Annotated in this window: 21 protein-coding genes; 7 read left to right on the top strand and 14 right to left on the bottom strand. The window is 48.7% G+C overall.

From position 1 onward, the window contains the following. The coding region (locus tag AB5062_RS10035) for a sugar transferase (protein ID WP_368326873.1) at window positions 1-182 on the top strand (182 nt) is incomplete at its 5' end. A gap of 427 nt (window positions 183-609) precedes the next feature. On the opposite strand, the gene AB5062_RS10030 is transcribed toward AB5062_RS10035, so the two are convergent. From AB5062_RS10030 to AB5062_RS10005, 6 genes are all read right to left on the bottom strand, one after another. After that, window positions 610-1,128, bottom strand: coding sequence for an N-acetylmuramoyl-L-alanine amidase (locus AB5062_RS10030; protein ID WP_008781964.1), 519 nt, complete (start codon window positions 1,126-1,128; stop codon window positions 610-612). 36 nt (window positions 1,129-1,164) lie between these two features. Beyond that, window positions 1,165-1,287, bottom strand: coding sequence for a smalltalk protein (locus AB5062_RS10025; protein ID WP_151061839.1), 123 nt, complete (start codon window positions 1,285-1,287; stop codon window positions 1,165-1,167). 151 nt (window positions 1,288-1,438) lie between these two features. After that, window positions 1,439-1,978 (bottom strand): DNA-binding protein, encoded by a 540-nt coding sequence (locus tag AB5062_RS10020; protein ID WP_005840512.1) that lies wholly within the window; start codon window positions 1,976-1,978, stop codon window positions 1,439-1,441. 282 nt (window positions 1,979-2,260) lie between these two features. Next, window positions 2,261-2,485, bottom strand: coding sequence for a DUF4248 domain-containing protein (locus tag AB5062_RS10015; protein ID WP_005840510.1), 225 nt, complete (start codon window positions 2,483-2,485; stop codon window positions 2,261-2,263). Between the two features lie 17 nt (window positions 2,486-2,502). Then, window positions 2,503-4,446, bottom strand: coding sequence for a DUF3987 domain-containing protein (locus AB5062_RS10010; protein WP_117616314.1), 1,944 nt, complete (start codon window positions 4,444-4,446; stop codon window positions 2,503-2,505). A 3-nt stretch (window positions 4,447-4,449) separates the two neighbouring features. Further along, the gene (locus AB5062_RS10005) at window positions 4,450-5,019 is read right to left on the bottom strand and encodes a BT4734/BF3469 family protein (RefSeq protein WP_005848379.1); all 570 of its coding nucleotides are present in this window, start codon (window positions 5,017-5,019) and stop codon (window positions 4,450-4,452) included. A 185-nt stretch (window positions 5,020-5,204) separates the two neighbouring features. On the opposite strand from AB5062_RS10005, the gene AB5062_RS10000 reads away from it, so the two are divergent. The 3 genes from AB5062_RS10000 to AB5062_RS09990 all read left to right on the top strand — a co-directional run bounded on the left by AB5062_RS10000 (window position 5,205) and on the right by AB5062_RS09990 (window position 8,298). Next, on the top strand, window positions 5,205-5,672 hold the full coding sequence (locus AB5062_RS10000; protein ID WP_117616315.1) for a hypothetical protein: 468 nt from the start codon (window positions 5,205-5,207) through the stop codon (window positions 5,670-5,672). A 55-nt stretch (window positions 5,673-5,727) separates the two neighbouring features. Continuing rightward, a complete protein-coding gene (locus AB5062_RS09995; protein WP_368326874.1) occupies window positions 5,728-8,007 on the top strand; it encodes a DEAD/DEAH box helicase in 2,280 nt (759 codons plus the stop codon). 114 nt (window positions 8,008-8,121) lie between these two features. Further along, window positions 8,122-8,298, top strand: a complete 177-nt coding sequence (locus AB5062_RS09990) for a DUF4250 domain-containing protein (protein ID WP_005840500.1) — start codon at window positions 8,122-8,124, stop codon at window positions 8,296-8,298. Between the two features lie 62 nt (window positions 8,299-8,360). Here AB5062_RS09990 and AB5062_RS09985 read toward each other — a convergent pair whose 3' ends face one another. The 8 genes from AB5062_RS09985 to AB5062_RS09950 all read right to left on the bottom strand — a co-directional run bounded on the left by AB5062_RS09985 (window position 8,361) and on the right by AB5062_RS09950 (window position 17,224). Further along, complete coding sequence (locus tag AB5062_RS09985; RefSeq protein ID WP_008781967.1) at window positions 8,361-9,245, bottom strand: helix-turn-helix domain-containing protein; 885 nt, start codon at window positions 9,243-9,245, stop codon at window positions 8,361-8,363. 255 nt (window positions 9,246-9,500) lie between these two features. Continuing rightward, window positions 9,501-10,586 carry an AMP-binding protein gene (locus AB5062_RS09980; RefSeq protein WP_005840495.1) on the bottom strand — a complete coding sequence of 362 codons (1,086 nt, stop codon included), beginning with the start codon at window positions 10,584-10,586 and terminating at the stop codon, window positions 9,501-9,503. After that, complete coding sequence (locus AB5062_RS09975) at window positions 10,583-11,638, bottom strand: o-succinylbenzoate synthase (protein WP_117616317.1); 1,056 nt, start codon at window positions 11,636-11,638, stop codon at window positions 10,583-10,585. The genes AB5062_RS09980 and AB5062_RS09975 overlap by 4 nt, the downstream gene beginning before the upstream one ends. A gap of 77 nt (window positions 11,639-11,715) precedes the next feature. After that, window positions 11,716-12,537 carry a 1,4-dihydroxy-2-naphthoyl-CoA synthase gene (gene menB, locus AB5062_RS09970; protein WP_005840491.1) on the bottom strand — a complete coding sequence of 274 codons (822 nt, stop codon included), beginning with the start codon at window positions 12,535-12,537 and terminating at the stop codon, window positions 11,716-11,718. After that, window positions 12,537-14,210, bottom strand: coding sequence for a 2-succinyl-5-enolpyruvyl-6-hydroxy-3-cyclohexene-1-carboxylic-acid synthase (menD, locus tag AB5062_RS09965; RefSeq protein WP_005840489.1), 1,674 nt, complete (start codon window positions 14,208-14,210; stop codon window positions 12,537-12,539). The genes menB and menD overlap by 1 nt, the downstream gene beginning before the upstream one ends. Window positions 14,211-14,236: 26 nt before the next feature. Beyond that, complete coding sequence (locus AB5062_RS09960) at window positions 14,237-15,379, bottom strand: isochorismate synthase (protein ID WP_005840487.1); 1,143 nt, start codon at window positions 15,377-15,379, stop codon at window positions 14,237-14,239. After that, a complete protein-coding gene (locus AB5062_RS09955) occupies window positions 15,376-15,783 on the bottom strand; it encodes a PaaI family thioesterase (RefSeq protein ID WP_005840485.1) in 408 nt (135 codons plus the stop codon). The genes AB5062_RS09960 and AB5062_RS09955 overlap by 4 nt, the downstream gene beginning before the upstream one ends. Window positions 15,784-15,874: 91 nt before the next feature. Next, on the bottom strand, window positions 15,875-17,224 hold the full coding sequence (locus tag AB5062_RS09950; RefSeq protein WP_011965597.1) for an MATE family efflux transporter: 1,350 nt from the start codon (window positions 17,222-17,224) through the stop codon (window positions 15,875-15,877). Between the two features lie 236 nt (window positions 17,225-17,460). On the opposite strand from AB5062_RS09950, the gene AB5062_RS09945 reads away from it, so the two are divergent. From AB5062_RS09945 to AB5062_RS09935, 3 genes are read left to right on the top strand one after another with little or no spacing between them, the layout of a single operon-like run. Then, window positions 17,461-19,962 carry an FAD-dependent oxidoreductase gene (locus AB5062_RS09945; RefSeq protein WP_117697329.1) on the top strand — a complete coding sequence of 834 codons (2,502 nt, stop codon included), beginning with the start codon at window positions 17,461-17,463 and terminating at the stop codon, window positions 19,960-19,962. Between the two features lie 33 nt (window positions 19,963-19,995). Next, on the top strand, window positions 19,996-20,325 hold the full coding sequence (locus AB5062_RS09940) for a MarR family winged helix-turn-helix transcriptional regulator (RefSeq protein WP_005840477.1): 330 nt from the start codon (window positions 19,996-19,998) through the stop codon (window positions 20,323-20,325). Window positions 20,326-20,357: 32 nt separating this feature from the next. Beyond that, window positions 20,358-21,956, top strand: a complete 1,599-nt coding sequence (locus AB5062_RS09935) for a ClC family H(+)/Cl(-) exchange transporter (RefSeq protein ID WP_008670961.1) — start codon at window positions 20,358-20,360, stop codon at window positions 21,954-21,956. The last annotated feature ends 37 nt before the right edge of the window (window positions 21,957-21,993 follow it).

Here is a 21,993-nt window from a genome sequence, read left to right as displayed (position 1 = left end):
CGGGTATAACGGGATGGAGCCAGGTTACGGGTTTCCGTGGGGAAACGAAGGAACTAAAAGACATGGAGGGCCGTATCTGTGGTGATATCTGGTATTTGGAGCACTGGAGCTTCGGTCTGGACCTTTACATCATGTACAGGACGGTGGCGAATGTCTTCCGTGGCGAGAAGAATGCCTATTAGTAAAACGGGCTGTTCTTAACGATCCTTCTCGATGAGGGTCCTTAGTAATTTAGCAGTTAAAAAACTTTGTTTTTGCAGCCTGTTATTTCCGTCTGCCGGCCGGAAATGGAACATAGCCGGCACTAATGTTAGATCAGAACCCTTGTCCTTTGTGAAAAGTGCAGGGGGAGCTCCGGGAACGAGAGCGCTTGTTCCCGGAGCTTTAATAATAAAGAAGATTATCCGATTAGGATTTATTCAGCTTTAAAAATAAACGCGGATTATACAATAACCCGTAACAGGAAGGATTTTTATCTATATGATAGTCTGTTTCGGTGTGTCGGTACCGGCCGGATGATCTTAGTAAAAAATTCCCTCTGCCAGTAGTATCACTCTCTACTTGAGAGCAGAAACGAACACTGGCAAAGGGAAACCTTGGAAAAAGAAATTACCTTTCCAAATATCCGAACACCCCTTCCGCGTCAAAACAAGGACAAGCCTTCGGGATGCTTCCGCTCATATCCCTATGTCCCCTTATCCGGGCACCGGGAAAAAGCTTTGCCAGACGCATCAGCAACAAGGTAAGCTGTTCTGTCTGCTCTGCGGTCCGGGTGTCTGCCGGATGTCCGTCCGCATCCAGACCGCCCTCGTAGCAGATGCCGATGCTGCAACGGTTCCAGGGACGGCAGTGTGCCCCCACTTCCAGCAGTTTGCGGTGCTGGGTGATGGTGCCGTCGCGACGGATATAGAAGTGGTAACCTACAGTCCGGAAACCACGGGTCTTATGGTCACGAAGTAATTGCTCGGCAGTATAGTCTTTGTCACAACGTGTGGCGCTACAGTGGAGGATGAGGTATCGCACTGATTCGCGTCCTTGCATCAGCGGTCCGTCCTCTACGGTGAGGAGTTGGCGTTCGTTTTTCATTTCTTCCTCACCGATTATCATTGGGAATGTTTCTTGTATCATAATAAATTGAGAATTGGAAAATGTTGTGTTTGTTCTTTAGATGAGGGATGCGCAACTGGTAATGCCCAAAGCGGTGAGTGCCGCGATGGCTGCCTGGATAACTGCCCGGAGGATTTGTGTCCAGGTGATTTTCTTGGATTCGTGGTTGGATTCATTCATGGAAATATCTGTTTTTTGTCAGTTTAAAATGCGAATGGAACAAAAGGAGGTTACGGAACTGGCGGACGGACACGGGGGAGTGAAAGAAGAGTCCGTGTCGCCCGTGTTCCATAATCACATCATGCTATCTCTGTGGAGCGGAACAAGCCGGTCAGCTATTTTCGTCTGCCGGTTCGCCGGAGGCGGCTGGAATGCGGGAGGCGTCAGCGTCGTCAGCGGCAATGCCGGCGGCAGAAGAATTGCCCGTCAGGTCTACCGTAGTCTTTCCGGCCTTCAATGCCTTCACTACTTCGGCGGCTGCCTTGCGCGTGGGAACCAGTTGGAATTCGGCATCTTGGCGCAGGTTGTTGAAACGGACGCCCGGAGCCCACAGTACGTTCACCTCGGTGATGTTCTCCACAGTGAACTCTGCCATCGAATGGGCGCCGAGGCTTCGGATACTGTTCGAAAATACGCCCAGATCGCCCATCTGTATCTGCTGTCCGTTCAACAACTGCTCGCGCAGGCAGTCCACGGCAAGAATAAGGATGGCTTGGATATCGGCGCGCGAGTATACACATCCGTGGCTGGCAATGTGGTAACAGAACTTGTCCAGTGTCATTACTTGTGAGTACTGGGCGTTGGCATACGCCTTCTTGGCCGCGTCTTTGTCGGTGGGGTTACCACGCATGCAGGTGCTGTAGTTGATCATGATAAATAGGGTTTTAAGAGATGAAAAATAAAAAATGAATTTCGTCAGTGAAGAGGGAGAATACTTTACTTTTCTTGCGGATTGCACGTAGGTAACGTGTAAGGCTGAAGGTTAGTAACGTATGGGGTTACATGTTAGTAACATGCTAGGCCGAAGGTTAGTAACGTATCGGCTCCCTCATTGTTGACATTGCAAAGATAGGTACTGTGAAATGCGTGCTGACGCTTTATGACACCTTGTGGCACTTTATGGCTTTCATCCTGTTCCAAAGAGCTTGCAGGGCTATCCGGGGCTGCCCAGATGCCGGTTGATCAGTGTCACTTGGCGGCTCGTGAAGACTTTTTGCGAGGTATGGTAACCCGTTGCGGATAACTCTTCCATCAAAGGGGGACAGCCGTTTATCCACCTCATCAGATGCCGGGTGGCTATCCGGGGATTTGAACCGGGAAAATAGAGCAGAGCCAGGCTACCTTTTGTCATGGATGGGAAATAAAGGAAATCTTTCATATTTATACATTTTAAATTCAGGAATCTTGCAAACTTGCAGAACTTGCACTCTCTCTCACACCCACACACGTACGTGTGTGCATGCGCGCGTTGAATTCGTATTCGCCACGCCCCACTTTGACCAGCTGTCCGCGTTCGGTCATACGTTTCAGCAGCGAGTCCACCGAGCCTGCCGGAACTCCTACCTGTTCTCCTTTGTCGATGGCTTCGTTGCGGGTGAAGCGCAGGGGAAGGCAGTCGAACAGGGTTTCGGGAGTCATGTTCGCCGATGGTGCGGTGGGGGTTCCTGCGGGCAGGAGCGAGAGAATGTGGCATGCATGGCGGTACAGAGGTTCCACCAGGGCCAGCACGGCATAAAAGTCGTCGGTGCGGATGGAGAGGTTGAATTGCGGTACGATTCCGTCTGCTATGTTTTCTTGTGGAATATGGGCCGACGGGGTCAGTCCGGGACAGTTCAGCAGGGTACGCACGATGTTTTCCTGTGGTTCACCGCTCCTTTCGCCTCCCGGCAGCAGGGATTCCAGAGAGCGCAGCAGGGCGATAATGCTTATGATGCGGAAGATATTGATGGCAATACGGGTTACGGCGCTTTTCATCTGGTTACCGTGAATGGCGGAGGCTCGTCCGAATACACGGGCAAAGTGGAAGTTGAATATCTCTTTTTGCTCGTGGGTGAGCTTCATGTTGATGTTGCTCACCGAAGCGGTGATGGCGTCCAGCACTTCTTTCCATTGTGCCCCCCATTCCAGGAAACGGGAGTCATAGTCTGTATCCGCTTCGTTGAACTGGTCTTCCCATTCTTCAATGGCAGGCATATAGTAGAACAGCTGGCGAGAGAACAATCCGTTTTCGGCCGATGGGATAAGGGGCTTGATTTGTGCAGGCGTGCCGCTGAGAAGTACGCAGAGGAACGTGACGTTACATTCGCGGTATTCGTGATTGGTGCGCCGGTTGTAGGCCAGCCGGTCATGGTCGAAACATTTCCGGAGGAGGTCGCTCCAGTGTCCGTGGTCGCCTCCAATGGCGGTGCTCACGGTGTCGGCCTCGGTTTCGCATATCAGTCCTACGCCTCCGGAGTCCATCAGGTTTTCCTGTATGCCTGTACCGGTATTGTCACCGGCTATGAGGAGCATTTTCAGCTGGGGCTGTTCGGGTTCGGGGGTATTTGCCTTTTCCTTCCCCAAAGTGTCCCATTTGGTCTTTTCCATGCGGTAGGTCTTTATTTTTTCCCGGTAGGTGTCCAGCAGCGCGTTGTGTATGGGTTCTGCCAAACGGCGTACCCAGGTCAGTGCACCTTTGCCGGAAGCGGGAGGCGCGGTGACGAATACTTGCAGACAGGGATATTTGTGCTTTCGTCCGTACACAAAACTTACCAGTTTGTTGAGGGTGCTTCCCAGCACGGTTGCCGCACCCAGCAGCAGGATATCCCGTTGGGCGGGAGAGTTACCGCAGTCTATGATTCCTTGCAGGAAGGCGGGCCAGCGGTAGTCGGGGAAAGAGGGAAGTCGGGCAGGGAGGATGGTTTTGGACACGACGTCGGACAGGGGGGAGGCTGGGTCCGTGAAAACGGCATCGGGCGGAGTCCCGTCGGAAGCATCCGGATGGGCATTATAGGATACGCGCGCACGTGTGTGGGTGTGGAGAGACTGCAAGTTCTGCAAGTTTGCAAGTTTCGGGTCCATTTTCACCCCGGCCACCTCTGCCAGATGGAAGACGGTTCCCAGGGAATTTCTGCCTGTTCCTTTGGTCAGGGCATGTCCGTACAGTTTGTCTGCTTCATCGTGGTGGTACTTTTCGGATATGCGGCAGATGCGGTGGAACCGGGTGCGTCCTTCTTCTCCGCAACTGTTGGCTATGGCAAAGGCCAGCGGCATATATTCCTGATAGGTGGGGGCCACATTGACTCCCGCTTGTTCGATGGCTGTTACCAGCTGTTCCAAGATAGAAATAGAATCGTTCATTTTTTAATATTTATGGTTATTGATTTTCGCTTCTCCGTCGTGCGACAGAAAACAGGCTCTGGACAAGTCGGCATTGGCCCTGTCCACTTTCAGCTCGTATTTCCATTCCAGATACTCCCATGCGGTGTGCAGGGCATTGTCGAAGGATTCTTCCACGCTCAGGAAAGGGTTTATGCGGTAAGGGATAAACAGTTTTACTCCCTGGTTTCCGGGGCTGACAAAGGAAAGTACGGGGTGCAGCACTTCATCGGCAAAGAGGCGGTCGCGCCACATTGCCGCTTCTTCGGTGGAAGCCAGTTCGTCAATATCTATGACAAAGAGGCCCGAAGGAACTTGCATGCATTGCTCTTTGCAGTAAGAGAAGATACCTGCCGGAGTGACATACGGTAAAAGGGTCTGTTTATTCTTTCGGAACACTTGCTTGTCTCCGAGTCCGGCTCTGACTTTACGCGTCAGTTCTTCCAGTTGCGGATTGGTACTGATGTAGGTATGAAGCCCTGCCACACTGCATATACATGTGGGTATTTTATTGGTGACGGGTGCATTGAAAAATGACATGATGTATTCTTTCATAAAAGAAATTGATTTTGATTTATCTGCACAAATATACGGGTAGGGAATGACGTATGGAAATCGGTTCATAACCGTTTACTATCTGTTTACTATTGGTGCATGCTATTGATTATATATTGATAAAATATGGATTTTGATTAACGATCTGTTGATAATAATTAAAGAATAGAGAAAAGAAATAGTATATGAATGAAAAACCTGATATGATGATAAATATTTATGGCGGAAACAATCTGATTGCCCCTGTGGCGTCTTCCGCCATTCAGAACTTTTATGGCGACCGGGGTGATGAGGCCGCCGACCAACCGGAAGGTTCTGAGAAAACGGAGAGTACAGAAAGTGTGATGGATGAGAAGCCGGCACAGGAGCCGGCGGAACTGTCGGATGATGAATTTTACGTATCGGTCTATATACCCGATATAAAGGTGATGAGGGCTTACAAGATACTTTTGGGAGAGTGTACCACGGCACGCGAACTGGCGGTGGTGGTAGGAAAGATGCTGGCCGATGAGAACTGTAGGAATGTAGACAAACACACGGTGGTGAAAGCGGCTTTCATCAAGTCGTTGCTACCTTTTGCCAAACGGCTTGTGTCGGGCGGTACGATAGCCAATATACGGGCGCAGATTAATAATATGCTGGCTAGTAAATAATTTTTTCAGTTATCCTCTTACTCCATTGGCACGTTAGCAAATCGGCAAATTATTTATGTTGCGGGATTATCAGATAGAGATGAAAACACGTCTGATGGAAGCGTGGAAAGCTCACCGGAGTGTGATGGTGCAGATGCCTACCGGTACGGGCAAGACACATTTGCTGGCATCTGTGGTCAGTGAGTTCGTGTCTTCTGCCGGCAGCGGGGTATGGCTTATTGCCCATCGTAGGGAACTGGTGGCGCAAATGGAGGAAACGCTGGCTAAATATGGTATCCGGAGGGAGGATACTCCGGTCAGGGTGATGTCTGTCCAATGGCTGTCCCGGCACTGGAATGAGGCGGGTGATGCTCCGGGACTGATTGTGATAGACGAGGCTCATCATGCCTTGGCCGCTTCTTACACGGAGATGTGGAAGCGTTATCCTGCCGCAAAGAAACTGGGTGTGACTGCCACACCTTGCCGCCTGAACCGTAGGGGGTTCACGGAACTGTTCGAGGTACTGGTTACTTCGTGGAGTATTGCCGAGTTTATTGAAAAAGGCGTGTTGTCTGTGTTCGATTATGTATCCATCCGTCCCGGCAGCGAGGAGCAGCGGCTCATTGACGGTCTGGAGAAACGGGGGGCCGATGGGGATTATCAGGTGAAAGAGATGGATGCGGTACTGAACAGGCGTCCCGGTATCGAGCGCCTGTACCGCAGTGTCAGGCAGTTTGCTTCCGGCAAGAAGGGGATGGTGTATGCCATCAGCATTGAACATGCCCGGCGGATAGCGGAGTATTACAGCAGGCGGGGAGTGAATGCGGTGGCTGTGGACAGCAAGACTCCTGCTATGGAGCGTAAGCGGATGGTGGAGGAGTTCAGACATGGAAAAATCGAGGTGCTGGTGAATGTGGATGTATTCAGCGAGGGGTTCGACTGTCCCGATGTGGAGTTTGTACAACTGGCCCGTCCTACTTTGTCACTGGCTAAATATTTGCAGCAGGTAGGGCGCGGATTGCGGAGATCGGAGGGCAAGGAGGCGTGTATGCTGATAGACAATGTGGGGCTGTACCGCATTTTCGGGCTTCCTACACAGCGATGGAACTGGGATGCTATGTTCCGGGGACGGATGGCGGGAAAGGGGAGTTTGCCCGGACGGATGAACTGTGATGCTTCCGTTACCGCTTTTCCGGTGGTGGAAAGGCCGGCTGAAGCCGGTGGGGACTTGGTGGTGGTTATGGAGCACGGGCGTTTGCTTTCTTCCATCAGAGAGCAGGCTTTGCCGGATGAGAAGGAGCAGTCACCGTCATGCAGTCTGAGGGCATTTGTAGATAAGGAAACAGGTCTTTGGGGATTGGAAAAGGGAGATGGGATGCTGCCGGACGCTTCGTTTAAAGAGATTTTGAGTATCAAAGGACGTTTTGCCGTGGGGAGGCTTCGGAACGGGTGTGTCCGGGTACTGGATGATACGGGGGCTTTGGTGGCCGAACCGGGGCATTGCCGTGAGGTGAGGTTTCTGAAAGATGACTTGTTGCAAGTCCGTCATGCCGGGAATTCGGTGTCTTATGTGGATTTACGGAACGGCCGGTGTTATTCTGTCCGCCCGCGTGTCCTCAGATACGGGAGCATAGAATTGTTACAGGTGAACCGTACTTATTACAGCAGGACGAGGCAGGTGTATGCCAATACATGCGGGTTGCCTTCTTCGTCCATCGTGTGGATGGGGTTTTATGTGAAGATGTACGATGGCAGAGTGCCTTCCCGATGCCGCCGCATGGAAGATGGAGGCTTTTGTTGTGAACCGCAGGTTTGTCTGTTGGAGGGGGATGAGGAGCGTGCTTATTACCTGAGCGGATGGTTGCCGGATCAAAGTATTGTGGTGATGGATGAGGAGGGACGGTATTATCATGTGGAGAAAGGGCATGGAAAGCGTTATGTGGCCTGTAACCGTCCGTCGGACCGGAGTGAGGATTTTGATGAGGCGGTGGCATTGCTCCGAAGACAGGCGGACGAGCGTGTGGAGAAACGCTTGCGTGAGGAGAAGTGCGAGTATGAACGGAAACGGCAGCGTATAATCAGCAGGAGTGTGGAGGCCGTACCTTTTCAAATAGGAGTGAAATGGGGGCTGAGGACAGCGGAGCGGATTTTGATTCCACCTGTCTATCGGAGGATATTGCATCCGGTGGGTGGTTATTGCGCCTATCAGGACAGTTCCTGCCAGTGGGGGGTACTGGCTGTAGATGGAAGGATCATTATCCGGGCCCGGTATATGGAAGTGGAGATAGACAGGGATGGAACGGCGCGTCTTACTTTGGTTCCGGGGAAGATGGAAACGGTGAAGCTGACGGACTGATAGGATAAAAAGCAGGGGATAACTTTTTGTCAAACCGATATTTGGCGATGGAATACGTATCATTATGAAAAGTTTTGTAACTTTGCATCCGATTTTTAAAAAGGAGATATTGATATGGAATTACCTGATGACCCGATGATGCTTTTCAGCATGGTGAATATGAAACTTCGTGACTGCTATCATTCGCTGGACGAGCTTTGTGATGATATGAATGTAGACAAGGAGCTGTTGGTGAAAAAACTGAAGGCGGCCGGATTTGAGTATAGTAAGGAAAACAACAAGTTTTGGTAGATAGAGGGATCAGCCCGTTCCGGAAGAATGTGTGGAACGGGCTGATTTTTTTATTGAGGTACCTATTGATTATTTTTGTATAAGTCCTGTTTCCGGTATTGCAACAGGGATGTTCCGGTATGTCGCTTGAAGAAACGTCTTAAGGTGGCAAGATTGGCAAACCGGGTTCTTTGAACGATTTCCTGTATGCTGATGGATGGATTCTCCAATAGTGCGTAAATCTCTTGCAGGGTATAATGTATAATCCATTCTTTGGGGGATTTTCCGCTTACCAGGGTCAAGGCTTCAGTCAGGTATTTGGAGGAAACATGCAACTTTTCGGCATAGAACGCCACTTCTTTGTTTTCTTTGTAATGCTTTAACAGCAAATCCAGAAAGAAGTATCCGATTTCTTCTTTATGCAAGGTGGTGACTTTATGTTCTTTTACCGTGCTGTAATAGTCTGCATAAAGTTCCAGAAAAGGTAATTTCAGCAGATTGGTAATAGATTCTTTTGTAAATAAATAAGTTGGCGAAGTGGCTCTGTTGTATAATAACCGGAAATAGATGGAGAACTGTTCCGCTTTCTCTTGGGATAGCGAATAGACGCAGTGGGTCTGGGTGTAGGTATGAAAACCGGTCGGAAAACGTTTGATACTTCCATTGATCACGTCATAAAAAAGGACATTTGAAAAAGTACAATAGTCGATGGTGAAAGTCGGGCTGGATTTTATAAATGAAACCAGGAATCCCGGCATGAAAATAAGAATGTCGTTTGCGCAAATAACATATTTCCGGAGGCCAACCTGGATCTCGGCATTTCCTTCGGTACATATACCCAAAACTCCTGCCGGCATATAAGAGGGGTATTTGCTGAAAGGCACTGTGTGCGCATCCATATAAATACTGAAATCTTGGTCGGACAGTCCTTCTTTGGTATCCTGTGGTTTTGGGTTATTATATAACATACTTTGTATCAAATCTAGCTTCACAAAATTAGAATTTAATGATACATTCCACCGGGAGTAGTGGACATAAGGGAAAATAAAACGGAAAAAAACTACGTGTATTTGATTTTTTTAATATACTGATAGGAAAACAATTTGAGCTTTCCGTAAGTTGTAGGAGAACACGGAAAATTATTCTTTTTTACAGAAAGAAGGGTGAATTCAAAAAGACCGTTTGATTGGTTTTTGAATTCACCCTTTATGAATGGATCGGAGTTATTTTTGCGCCAGTAATTTGGCTATGGCACGGTCGGGTTTCCCGGTTTCTGTCAGGGGAAGTTTGAATACCGGAACAAAACGTTTGGGACGCCAGTAGGGAGGTAATTGATGTGTGCAGGTCTGTTCTATGTCGTCGGGCAGTTGTCCTTCGGCAAGCAGTACAATGATTTCTCCGAATTTTTCGTCGGGGGCGGAGGTGATCAGGAAAGGAACGGACAGGTGTTCTTTCAATGCGGCCTCTACTTGTTCTATCTGCACTTTTACTCCTCCTGTATTGATCGTGTTGTCTTTTCTGCCTAGAATGCGGAATTGGTTCTGTCCGTTTATCTCGGCTATGTCATTGGTCACCAGTTCTTTTTCGCAAATTTCGGGAGCGTATATCACCAAGGTGTTTTCTTTACTCAGACGGATCTGTATGCTCTCGAAAGGGGTGTACCAGTCTGAAGCTTCAGGACCGTTCAGTCTGCGTAGGGCAATGTGTGACAAGGTTTCGGTCATGCCGTAGGTAGACCATACGGCATGGGGGAAATCTTTTAACGCAGCGTTCAGTTGGGAGTCGATAGGACCGCCTCCGATAATGAGGTGTCTGATTTGTTGCAATATCGCTTTCTCTTCGGGAACTTGCAGTGAGTTATAGACTTGCATGGGGATCATGGCGGCAAAGACGGGTGCTTTTGTCAGGTCTTTTAAAGGATGTCCGGAGGGGGTGACAGGCAGCAAGTCCAGTCCCGCTACCAAGGCACGTATTACCACCATTTTTCCGGCAATGTATTGCAAGGGCATACAAAGCAGGGCGGAATCTTCTTTTTGCAGTCCGAGGAAGGAACAGGTGAGGCAGGCGCTTTCCATCATGCGTTCTTTTTCTACATACAGTTCCTTGGGTTTGCCGGTGGAGCCTGAAGTATGTACCGGCAGGGTGTCTGCCGGGTCAAACCATTCGGAAAGAAAGGAGAAAAGTTCCTGCCGGAAACTTCGGTTGTCGGCAGGGATATTCATTCTTACCATTTCAATTTCCCAGTTGGAGTAGGGGATGCTTTCTATCAGAATGGTCTGTTTGTTTCTATTGGTGCAGAATTTTGTCATTGTTTCAGCCAGTTTAGTAAGTCGGGTTCTTGTTCTTCGGGGTGGAACCAAAGGCAGTCCCCTTCGATGTGAAGCGGATAGTCTATATTGTCGGTAAACAGCAAGCCGGTACCTAGTCCTTGGGGGAGGGCGGGCTGCAAGGTGGCACACCATTGTGCGATGGCATTCAGTCCGATATTGGACTCCAGAGCGGAAGTGACCCATGAGCCGATGCCTCTTTCAGCCGCCAGTTCCATCCATTCTTCGGAGCCGCTGATTCCTCCGTGCAGAGAAGGTTTCAGGATAATGTACTGAGGACGGATGGTTTCCAGCAATTCTATTTTCCGGTCGCGCCGGTTGATGCCTATCAGCTCTTCATCCAGTGCAATGGGAAAGGGGGTGGCGGCACAGAGCCGGGCCATTTCATTCCATTGCCCCGCACGGATGGGCTGTTCGATGGAATGGAGCTGGAATTCGGAAAGACGATGTAACTTTTCGAGGGCATCGGCAGGAGAGAAAGCACCGTTGGCATCTACACGCAGTTCGATTTGGGCTGGGGTGAAATGCCGGCGGATGTGCGCCAGCAGCTCCAGTTCCTTTTCAAAGTCGATGGCGCCTATTTTGAGTTTGATGCAGCGGAAGCCTTGCTGCATCTTTTCCCCGATGCGCCGGTACATCTCGTCAAAGTTTCCCATCCAGATGAGTCCGTTGATGGGGATGCCCTCTTTGCCTTTGCTGAACGGGGTGTGCCAGAATTGCAGGCTGCGTGCCCGGAAATGCAGCAGGGCGGTTTCCATACCGAACAGGATGGACGGATAGGGAAGCAAGGCTTCCCGGTCTATTTCCCCGTTCTTTTCCAAGTTCTTGCAGGCAGTGGCCAACACCTCGTCGTATGAGGGGATATCGTCACAACTCAGGGCAGGGAGAGGGGCACATTCACCCACGCCATAGTGGCGGCTGCCGGTGTCGGTGAGGAGGATGTACCATACATCCCGGGTGGTATATACTCCTCTGGAAGTACCTGCCGGTTGCTTGAAGTGTAATTGTTTTTTTATAATTCGGGTTTGGAACATTCTTATTAGTGATTAGTGGTTAATGGGAAGCAAGGAGGACTATTGGGTTGTCCTCCACCGGAAAAATGAACCACTGATTATGGGAACTTCGGATAATCCTGGAACCGTGGCTTGCGTTTTTCCAAAAATGCCTTTCCTCCTTCCTGTGCTTCCTCTGTCATGTAATACAGCATGGTGGCATCTCCGGCAAGTTCTTGTATGCCGGCTTGTCCGTCCAGTTCGGCATTTAGTCCGGCTTTGATCATACGAAGAGCGAGCGGGCTGTGCTCCATCATCTTTTCTGCCCATGCCACGGTTTCGTCTTCCAGGCGGTCGAAAGGAACGACTGTATTGACCAATCCCATTTCCAGTGCTTCCTGTGCGGAGTATTGACGGCAAAGGAACCATATTTCACGGGCTTTCTTCTGCCCTACGATGCGTGCCAGATAGGAAGAGCCGAATCCGGCGTCGAAGCTGCCTACCTTGGGACCTGTCTGTCCGAAAATGGCATTCTCTGAGGCAATGGTCAGATCGCATACCACATGCAGCACATGACCGCCGCCGATGGCGTAACCGTTTACCATGGCGATGACCGGTTTAGGCAGTGACCGGATTTGCTTTTGTACGTCCAGCACATTCAGACGGGGAACTCCATCCGTGCCGATATAGCCGCCATGACCTTTTACGTGCATATCTCCCCCGCTGCAGAAGGCTTTGTCGCCTGCTCCGGTCAGAACCACTACATTGATATCCTGGCACTCGCGGCAGTAATACAGGGCGTCGCTGATTTCCGAAGTGGTGGTGGGGGTGAACGCGTTGCGGTAACGCGGACGGTTGATGGTGATTTTCGCTATTCCGTTGTAAAAGTCAAACAGAATATCCTGATATTCTTTGATGGTTTTCCATTCTCTTGTTTCCATTATTCATTTTTATTTTTAAGTCCGTGATAATATTCTCTTAACAGGGTGGTGTCTTTTTCCTTGTCGGTAAACACCTCCAGCAGCATGGGTTGCATCCGTGTCTCGGGTGAGGTGAATGGCTGCATCGCTTCTTCCAGCTCTTCTTCTCCGGTCACTTTCATGTAAATAAAGCCGCGTTCTTCCGCCCAGCCTTTGGCGGTGGTGTAATGCTCGGCTGTGATAAACTCCCTGGAACGGCTTGATTTGTCCATTCCAGGCAGGGTGTGGAATATTTCTCCTCCTTCGTTATTCAGTAACAGGATGCGGATGTTGGCACCGTAATTTTGATTCCACAGTGCGTTCATGTCATAGAAGAAGCTCAAGTCGCCTATGATGATGAAATTCAGCTTGCTGGAAGCGGCGGCATAACCGATGGCGGTGGACAGGGAGCCTTCTATGCCGTTCACTCCCCGGTTGCAACAGATTTCCACCTGGGGAGGAACTGTAAATAACTGTGCATAGCGCACGGTGGAGCTGTTTGCCAGATGCAGGGCACAGGGTTCGGGCAATGCCCGGATGAGTTTTCCGATAACGGAGATTTCGGAATAAGCAAGGTCCGGCATCGGAATGGTTTTGCAATAGTTTTCCCACATCAGCGGATAATGGGTAGGTTTGTTGTCCAGCAGGAAAGCTATTTTTTCCAAGAACTCAAACGGATCCATCTCGATGACGGTGGTCAGGCAACCGTATAAATCGGCTATCTTCCCGTCGGCGGCAACATGCCAGTGTTCGCGCGGGGGATGATTGCGCAGGTATTTCTTCAATTGTTTGGATACGATGTGTCCGCCGTAGGTAATCAGTATTTCGGGGGCCATGTCTTCCTGGCGTTCCGGTGTCATGGAATAAACGGCGGCGTCGAAATTCTTGATAGGAATGCCGGGGATGGTCTGGTTGCCCAGATGTTCCGTCAGCCAGGCGAAATGTTTATAAAGCGGTTTCACATATTTTTTCTCGAACAGGTAAATCAGATTCATCTGGCCTACCACAACCATGCGCTTGTTGTACTTGTTCAGCCGTTCGATCAGTTCCTTATAGTCACGGTCGTACACGCTCAGTCCCTGATAACGGGTGATGACACGTACTTCGGGAAGTGTTTTGGCGGTGAAGCGGTAAATGGGTTCGGAAATGGGTACATTGATATGTACAGGCCCTTTGCCGTGGTGGGTGGTTTCCAGTATGGCTTCGTTGATAAGGCGGTTGCAAAACCATTCGTCTTCCTCAGTATGTACTTCGGGCAGGTTGACAGACATCTTGACTAACGTTCCGAACACATGGGGCTGGGGCAGGGTTTGTCCGTCCATTTGTCCTATCCAGGCAGCGGGGCGGTCGGCGGAAATGACAATCAGAGGTACTTGTTGGTAAAAGGCTTCGGCTACGGCAGGGTGCAGGTTCAGCAGGGCCGAACCGGAAGTGCAGCATACTGCGGCAGGGCCTCCCCCTTGTAAAGATAGGCCGATGGCAAAAAAACCGGCACTGCGTTCATCGGTTACAGAATAACAAGTGAAGTCCTCTATATTGGCCAGAGTATGTACGATGGCAGCATTACGGCTGCCGGGACAAAGCACTATTTTCCGCACACCGTGCGCTTTGAGAAGTGCCACCAACTGAAGTATGTTCTTTTTGTCTGAATACATTATTCTTCTACTTTAATTGTTTCCATTTATTTACTTATAAAGTCAGGATGAAGGATGCTCCGCATCGTATTCATCTTGTCTCCCGTTTCCATCCATTCCGATTCTACTTCCGAGGAAGCCAGTATTCCTCCTCCTGCATACAGGATGGCTTCACCCGGCTTTATTTCCATGCAGCGCAGATTGACGTAGATATCGGTATGCCCCTCTGTGTCCAGCCAGCCGGTGAATCCGGAATAATAACTGCGGTCGTACCCTTCATTGTCCGGAATAAACCGGAAAGCCTCCTCTTTGGGCAGGCCGCAGACGGCGGGAGTGGGATGGAGTTCTTGCAATAAATCGCCTATATGGTCTGTATTTTTCAACAAGAAATAAAAATCGGTCTTGAGGTGTACCAATTGTCCGGCACGGGCGGTATAAGGACCTTTTTCCGTCATCTTGTTGCCGAATCTTTTGGCGATCCGGCGGATGTAATCAGCCACATAGCCCTGCTCTTCCCGGTTCTTCTTGTCCCAGTCTGTCGGCATCACTTCGTTCTGCATCGGCATGGTACCGGCCAGGGCCACGGTGTGCCATTCTTTGCCGTGTCCGCTTAATAAGATTTCCGGTGTGCTGCCCAGCCAGGTTCCGGAAGCAGGGGTGTGGCATAGGTAAATCATCATGCGCGGATAGTTGTTGCAGGCCCGGACAAAAGCGCCGAGTGGTGAAAAATCATCTCCGATATGTCTGGCGGAAGAACGTGACAGAACCAGTTTCTGGAACCGCTTCTCTTGTAAGGGAGTGATGAAACGCCCGAATGCGCGGGTATATTGTTCTTTATCCGTTTCTTCGGAAACAAAAGGGGAGAGTTCACTCTGCCGGCTTTTGCAGGTGAGCAGGGCATCCGCACATTCCAGTGAAGACAGTGCTTCGCTGATTTCGCTCCAGTCGTATGCGGTGACATCCGGACGGATAAGTACCAAGGGATGTTCCTCCGATATCCGGAAAGGAGCCATGACAAATCCTTTCTTTCCATTCAGTTCCTGAATGTCCGCTAATTGTTCCACATCGCCTGAGGTTTGCAATACCAGGTAGCATTCGTCTGTCCAAGGTAACCGGTAGAGGGCGAAACCGAGGCGGCTGTGTGTCAGGCAATCCAATAATTTTTGCGTATGTATATCTGGTAGATTCATTTCTTTTTCAGTATGAAATTAACGACACGAACAGTAGAAACCAGTTGTCCTTGTGGAGTGGTGATATCTATATTCCATATATGCGAGGATCTGCCGCGGTGAATCAGTTTGCCGGTGGCGAATACTTTGCCTCCGACGGGCACGGCCGACAGATGATTTCCACTTACTTGTACTCCGCAGGCATATTCGCCTTCCCGGCATAGCGACATGGAGCCATGCCCTGCCACAATCTCGGCCAGAGCCAGTGACGCGCCGCCGTTCAACATACCAAAGGGTTGTGAAGTACGATGGTCTACAGGCATTTCGGCATGTACCGCATCCTCGGTGGAGGGTAGAAACCGGATACCCAGATGTTCCGCCATCGAATTCGAATAATCAGGTTTGCAGGTTGTTTCTTCCATCATTTGTATGTCTGTTCTTTTCTATAAGGCTACAAAAATACATAAATTTTAGATGAAAAGGTGTTGTATGTATGTCTTTTACTAACAAAAACATTTATTTAAATTCAATTGTTTGGGAGCTTTTTCGATACTTATAATATATGATGCCGATGACGTCCGCTATAAACCATCCGATAGGAATAGACCACCAGATTCCGATGACCCCGATGGCAGGAATGCCGGCAAGCCAATAGGAAAGGGCTACACGGGTTCCCAACGATACCACTGTGAGCACTACGGACATTCCCGGCATACGGATGGCACGATAATATCCGTATAACAGGAACAAAATCCCGATTCCGCAATAAAACGCTCCCTCGATGCGTAAATAACTGATACCGATGTTCAGAATTTCCGTTTCGTGGGGACGGACAAAAATCAGCATCAATGGTTTGGCGAATAAAAAGACCAGAATGGAAATGACCAGAGAGAAGAGAACGGTGGTAATCAAGGCACTTTTCACTCCTTTGCGGATCCGTTCCTCTTTTCTCGCTCCGAAGTTCTGGGCAATAAAGGTGGAAAAGGCATTTCCGAATTCCTGTACCGGCATATAGGCAAACGAGTCTATTTTTATTGCTGCCGCAAAGGCGGCCATGACTACAGTGCCAAAACTGTTGACCAATCCTTGTACCATGAGAATGCCCAGATTCATTACCGATTGTTGTACACAGGTCAGTGCGGAGAACGAAGTGATCTCTTTCAGGCAGTGACGGTCGAAATGCAGGTCGTTGCGGTGTAATCTCAGTTCGGGGTATTTCACGTAGGCATATCCCATAATTCCCAAAGCGGATACTCCCTGTGCGGCTACCGTGGCGATGGCTGCTCCCTTGATTCCCCAATCCAACTGCAAGATAAAGAACAAATCCAGCCCGATGTTCAGTACAACGGAAACCGCCAGAAACCAAAGAGGAGTGACGGCATCTCCTATGGCACGCAGCAATGCCGCATAGAAATTATAGATAAAGGTAAAGCCGATTCCCCAAAAGATAATCCACAAGTAATCATACATCATGCCATAAATATCTTTGGGAATCTGCAATATCCTGAGGATGGGATGAATCCAGACGAAAACCGCTATATTTAGAATCAATGTTACTGTGCCGATCAGCAGGACGGATACATAGATGCTACGGCGTAGGGAATCCGTCCGTCCGGCTCCATATTGCAAGGAAAAAACGGTTCCGCTTCCCATGGACAATCCCAGCAGGATGGAAATAAGGAAAACCATCAGCGTGTAGGCGGAACCGACGGCGGCCAATGCGCCGGAACCTATACATTGTCCTACAATCAGCGTGTCGGCTATGTTGTAACACTGTTGTAGCAGTGAGCCTATAATCATAGGTAAGGTAAAACGTAGCAGAGTGCCGGTGATGCCTCCCTGCGTCAAGTCTATTTTAGATAACATGATGTGCGTCTGTTCGATTCAATTTCTTATTTATTTTGAAATTTATTGCGAAGGTAGGGAATAAAATATCAAACAACAATAGAGATTGTCTATTTAATACTCGGAATGTTCTTTCTCCTTAAAAAGAGTTAACTTGATAATATTTTCCATAGGAAACTTTTTATTATAAGAAATATCATGTATGTTTGCATAAAGTTTCCATTGGAAAATATTAAATCAAATAAAATAGTTCGATTATGAAGTATATAGTAATAGGAGGCGTAGCAGGAGGTGCAACTGCTGCCGCACGTATCAGAAGAAACACGGAACAGGCGGAAATCATTTTGTTCGAGAAGGGAGAATACATTTCGTATGCCAATTGTGGTCTGCCTTATTATATAGGAGGTGTGATTGCGGAGCGGGAAAAATTGTTTGTACAGACTCCGGAGGCTTTCGGGAAACGTTTTAACATAGATGTGCGTACCCGGTCCGAGGTAATAGCCATCCATTCTGCCGATAAGACAGTGGATATTCGTACTTCCGACGGGAAAACTTATACGGAGAGTTATGACAAATTATTGCTTTCTCCGGGTGCGTCGCCTGTTCGTCCTCCCTTGCCGGGCATTGACAATGAAGGAATTTTTACCCTACGTAATGTGAATGATACCGATGCTATCAAGAGTTACTTGCAGCAGCATAAGGTGAAACGGGCGGTAATCATCGGGGCCGGATTCATCGGGTTGGAGATGGCGGAGAATCTGCAGGAAGCCGGTGCGGAAGTGGCGGTTGTAGAGATGGCAAATCAAGTCATGGCTCCTATTGATTTCTCTATGGCTTCTTTGGTGCACGAGCATTTGTTGCAGAAAGGAGTGCATCTCTACCTGGAAAAGGCGGTGGCTTCTTTCGAGCGCACGGTCAACGGACTGGAGGTTATTTTTAAATCGGGCGAAAGGCTGCCTGCCGATATGGTGTTGTTATCCATCGGGGTACGTCCCAATACCTCATTGGTGACAGAGGCCGGACTGGAGATAGGGGAGATGCGCGGCATTAAGGTGAACGATTACTTGCAGACTTCCGACGAGTATATTTATGCGGTGGGCGACGCTATCGAGTTCCGTCATCCGCTGACTGATAGACCGTGGTTGAATTATCTGGCTGGTCCGGCCAACCGTCAGGCGCGTATTGTGGCAGATAACATGGTTTTTGGAAATAAGGTTACATACGAAGGGGCTGTCGGTACTTCCATTGCCAAAATTTTTGATATGACTGTCGCTGCTTCAGGCCTTCCGGCAAAGCGGTTGAAACAGGCAGGCATTGATTATTTGTCGGCAACCATCCATTCCGGTTCCCATGCGGGATATTATCCCGATGCTTTACAGATGTCCATTAAAATAACCTTCTCTCCTGTGAACGGGAAATTACTTGGAGCGCAGATTGTGGGGTATAATGGAGTGGACAAACGTATTGACGAATTCTCGCAAGTGATTAAGCATAACGGAACTGTATATGACTTGATGGCTTTGGAGCAGGCATACGCTCCTCCTTTCTCTTCGGCTAAAGATCCTGTAGCAGTAGCCGGATATGTAGCCGGAAATATACTGAGCGGAAAGATGAAGCCTCTTTATTGGCGCGAGTTGCAGGCTGCCGATTTGAGTAAAGTTACGTTGGTTGATGTCCGTACTCCCGATGAATTTGCACTCGGTGCTTTGAAGGGGGCTGTCAATATTCCTTTGGATGATATGCGCGAAAGGATGAAAGAGATTCCTCAGGATAAGCCGGTCTATTTGTATTGTGGAGTGGGGTTGAGAGGGTATCTGGCTTCTAATATATTGTTACAGAATGGCTTTGGGGAAGTAAGGAATTTAATAGGAGGTTTGAAACTGTATAAAGCGGCAACGGCTCCTCTGCCCAAGCCGAAGGAGTTCTCAAATTCCGGATCTTCAAGTTCTGATTCTTCAAAAGTTGATCATTCTGAACACAGTAAAGATTCTGCTGAAGCTTATACTATTGCCTCTTCCGTCATTCCTTCTATGAAAGCAATAAAAGTGGATGCTTGTGGCATATCTTGTCCCGGTCCTATCATGAAGCTGAAGAAGAGTATGGAAGAACTGGCGGACGGCGAACGTCTGGAGATTGTCGCTACGGATGCCGGTTTCCCCCGCGATGCCGAAGCATGGTGCCAGACTACCGGGAACCGTTTTGTCTCAGTAAAGTCAGGAGCAGGAAAGTATGAGGTAATTGTTGAGAAAAGTACTCCGCAATCTTCTTCCTCGGAGGTTTGCCGGGAGGATAAAGGGAAAACTTTTATTCTGTTCAGTGACGACCTGGACAAAGTTTTAGCTACTTTTGTACTCGCAAACGGTGCGGCGGCTACGGGAAAGAAGGTAACCATCTTCTTTACTTTCTGGGGGCTGAATGCTATCAAAAGATTGGACAAGCCTGCGGTGAAGAAAGATATCTGGGGGAAGATGTTCGGCATGATGCTGCCTTCCAGTTCTTTAAAGCTGAGATTGTCTAAAATGAATATGGGTGGAATGGGAGCCAGGATGATGCGATATATCATGAATAAGAAAAACATCGACTCACTGGAATCTCTGCGTACTCAAGCCATTCAGAACGGAGTGGAATTTATTGCTTGCCAGATGTCAATGGATGTAATGGGTGTGAAACGTGAGGAATTGCTGGATCATGTGACTATTGGCGGAGTGGCAACCTATATGAACCGTGCCGAACAGGCGAATGTAAACTTGTTTATTTAAATTTGCATGGAGAAAATAAAATCAATATGTGTCATGAGAGAGCTGTTCAAGGCTCTCTCTGAACTTGAAACCCGCTTGATGGAACAATATGGAGTGTCATTGAATGAGGCAATGGCACTTTGTTGCATTGGCGGAGATACGCTGACAGCCAGTGTAATATCGGAAAACACAGGTCTGTCTGCTTCGCATACTTCTAAAGTCATCCGTTCCATTGAAGAGAAAGAATTAATCGTCCGTAATTTGGGGGATAAGGATAAACGGCAGATGCATTTTACTTTATCCGATAAAGGGCGTGAATGTTTGGAAGCGCTGAAAGCAAATGAAATAGAAATACCGGAACTATTAAAGCCATTGTTTAAATAAACCCTTCTCTTTTCCATTTGTTTATTCCGGATATGAAACTGGAGAAATGGAAAAACAAGTGGAAGGAGTGGAGCAATCTGCGCAAATGGCAAATATGGAAACTGAAGCTGATTGATGCCCGTCTGTATTTCGTGAGCATATTCGTGGGGCTGCTTACGGGACTGGTTGCTGTGCCTTATCACTATCTTCTCTGGTATTTCTTTGATGTGCGGAAAACTTTTTTCACGGCGCATTATCCGTGGTATTGGCATGTATTGTTGTTTTTTATCTTATGGGGGATTCTGATCTTTGTCGCTTCTTTGGTAAAACGTATGCCATTGATAGCCGGAGGCGGTATTCCTCAGACACGTGCGGCCAATAACGGTCGTATCCGTTATGAGCATCCTTTTAAGGAACTGGTGGCCAAATTCTGCGGAGGTGTGTTGGCTCTCAGTGCGGGGCTGTCCTTGGGACGCGAGGGGCCGTCTGTTCAGATAGGGTCTTATATAGGAACACTTATCTCCCGTTGGGGACATATCCTGAAAGGGGAACGGAAACAATTGCTGGCTGCCGGAGCCGGTGCGGGCTTGTCTGCCGCTTTTGCCGCTCCGTTGTCTTCTTCTTTGCTGGTAATAGAATCCATCGAGCGTTTTGATGCACCTAAAACCGCCATTACTACCTTGTTGGCCGGCGTGGTAGCCGGAGGAGTGGCTAGTTGGATGTTCCCCACGACTCCTTATCATCTGATTAGTGCGGTCGTTCCCGGTTTATCTTTTATCCGTCAGGCAGAGCTTTATATTATCTTTGCCGCCCTTATGGCTGTCATTGCAAAGTTTTATTCGCTCATCGTTCCTTTCTTTCAAGAAAGGATACCTGCCATGAAACTCTCCATTCCTGTCAAGATGTTGTATTTATTGATCATAGCTTATGCCATATCGTTAACAGAGACGAATCTGACAGGTGGCGGAGAGCAGTTTTTGATGATGCAGGGAATGAATGGAACTCATGATATCCGGTGGCTTACTATCATGATGCTTATTCATTTTGTTTTTACGCTGTTTTCTCTTTCTTCGGGTTTGCCGGGAGGAAGTTTCATTCCTACCTTGGTTACGGGAGGATTATTGGGACAAATCTTCGGGTTGGTATTGGTACAGCGCGGATGGATAGGGTATGAGAATGTGAGTTATATGATGCTGATCGGGATGGTGGCTTTTTTGGTGGCTGTGGTGCGTACCCCTTTGACTGCCATTGTCCTGATAACGGAGATTACCGGTCATTTCGAGGTGTTCTATCCTTCCATCGTGGTAGGTGGGTTGACTTATTATTTCACCGAATTGTTACAGATAAAACCTTACAATGTATTGCTGTATGACAGGATGTTCCGTAGCCATAATCCGGAGTCTTCCGAAGAGGCTGGTGCCCGCTATCATCTTTTTGTCGAGATAATGGATGGGTCTTATTTTGACGGAAAGGAAGTGGATACATTGGCTTTACCTAATCATTGTATCATTCGTAGTATACATCGGAATCGTAAAAACTTACTTCCTCAGGGGCAAACCCTGGTTCCCGGTGATCAAGTGGAGATAGAAATGGATGCGCAGGATATAGAAAAATTATACGAACCGTTGGTCAGTATGGCAAATATCTATTAAAAGATGAGTCTAAAAAAGCCCCCGTTAAAGGACGAGG

The organism is Phocaeicola sp. RTP21359st1_B8_RTP21360_211022 (assembly GCF_040911965.1).
In the GTDB taxonomy this organism is placed as follows: Bacteria; Bacteroidota; Bacteroidia; order Bacteroidales; family Bacteroidaceae; genus Phocaeicola; species Phocaeicola vulgatus.
Note: the sequence above shows the minus strand (reverse complement) of the source record. Positions and strands in the feature narration are given on the sequence as shown.

Coding starts and splice junctions, on each gene's coding strand:
- AB5062_RS10030 (WP_008781964.1), bottom strand. CDS start 1,128: ATGATACAAGAAACATTCCCAATGATAATCGGTGAGGAAGAAATGAAA.
- AB5062_RS10025 (WP_151061839.1), bottom strand. CDS start 1,287: ATGAATGAATCCAACCACGAATCCAAGAAAATCACCTGGACACAAATC.
- AB5062_RS10020 (WP_005840512.1), bottom strand. CDS start 1,978: ATGATCAACTACAGCACCTGCATGCGTGGTAACCCCACCGACAAAGAC.
- AB5062_RS10015 (WP_005840510.1), bottom strand. CDS start 2,485: ATGAAAGATTTCCTTTATTTCCCATCCATGACAAAAGGTAGCCTGGCT.
- AB5062_RS10010 (WP_117616314.1), bottom strand. CDS start 4,446: ATGAACGATTCTATTTCTATCTTGGAACAGCTGGTAACAGCCATCGAA.
- AB5062_RS10005 (WP_005848379.1), bottom strand. CDS start 5,019: ATGAAAGAATACATCATGTCATTTTTCAATGCACCCGTCACCAATAAA.
- AB5062_RS10000 (WP_117616315.1), top strand. CDS start 5,205: ATGAATGAAAAACCTGATATGATGATAAATATTTATGGCGGAAACAAT.
- AB5062_RS09995 (WP_368326874.1), top strand. CDS start 5,728: ATGTTGCGGGATTATCAGATAGAGATGAAAACACGTCTGATGGAAGCG.
- AB5062_RS09990 (WP_005840500.1), top strand. CDS start 8,122: ATGGAATTACCTGATGACCCGATGATGCTTTTCAGCATGGTGAATATG.
- AB5062_RS09985 (WP_008781967.1), bottom strand. CDS start 9,245: ATGTTATATAATAACCCAAAACCACAGGATACCAAAGAAGGACTGTCC.
- AB5062_RS09980 (WP_005840495.1), bottom strand. CDS start 10,586: ATGACAAAATTCTGCACCAATAGAAACAAACAGACCATTCTGATAGAA.
- AB5062_RS09975 (WP_117616317.1), bottom strand. CDS start 11,638: ATGTTCCAAACCCGAATTATAAAAAAACAATTACACTTCAAGCAACCG.
- menB (WP_005840491.1), bottom strand. CDS start 12,537: ATGGAAACAAGAGAATGGAAAACCATCAAAGAATATCAGGATATTCTG.
- menD (WP_005840489.1), bottom strand. CDS start 14,210: ATGTATTCAGACAAAAAGAACATACTTCAGTTGGTGGCACTTCTCAAA.
- AB5062_RS09960 (WP_005840487.1), bottom strand. CDS start 15,379: ATGAATCTACCAGATATACATACGCAAAAATTATTGGATTGCCTGACA.
- AB5062_RS09955 (WP_005840485.1), bottom strand. CDS start 15,783: ATGATGGAAGAAACAACCTGCAAACCTGATTATTCGAATTCGATGGCG.
- AB5062_RS09950 (WP_011965597.1), bottom strand. CDS start 17,224: ATGTTATCTAAAATAGACTTGACGCAGGGAGGCATCACCGGCACTCTG.
- AB5062_RS09945 (WP_117697329.1), top strand. CDS start 17,461: ATGAAGTATATAGTAATAGGAGGCGTAGCAGGAGGTGCAACTGCTGCC.
- AB5062_RS09940 (WP_005840477.1), top strand. CDS start 19,996: ATGAGAGAGCTGTTCAAGGCTCTCTCTGAACTTGAAACCCGCTTGATG.
- AB5062_RS09935 (WP_008670961.1), top strand. CDS start 20,358: ATGAAACTGGAGAAATGGAAAAACAAGTGGAAGGAGTGGAGCAATCTG.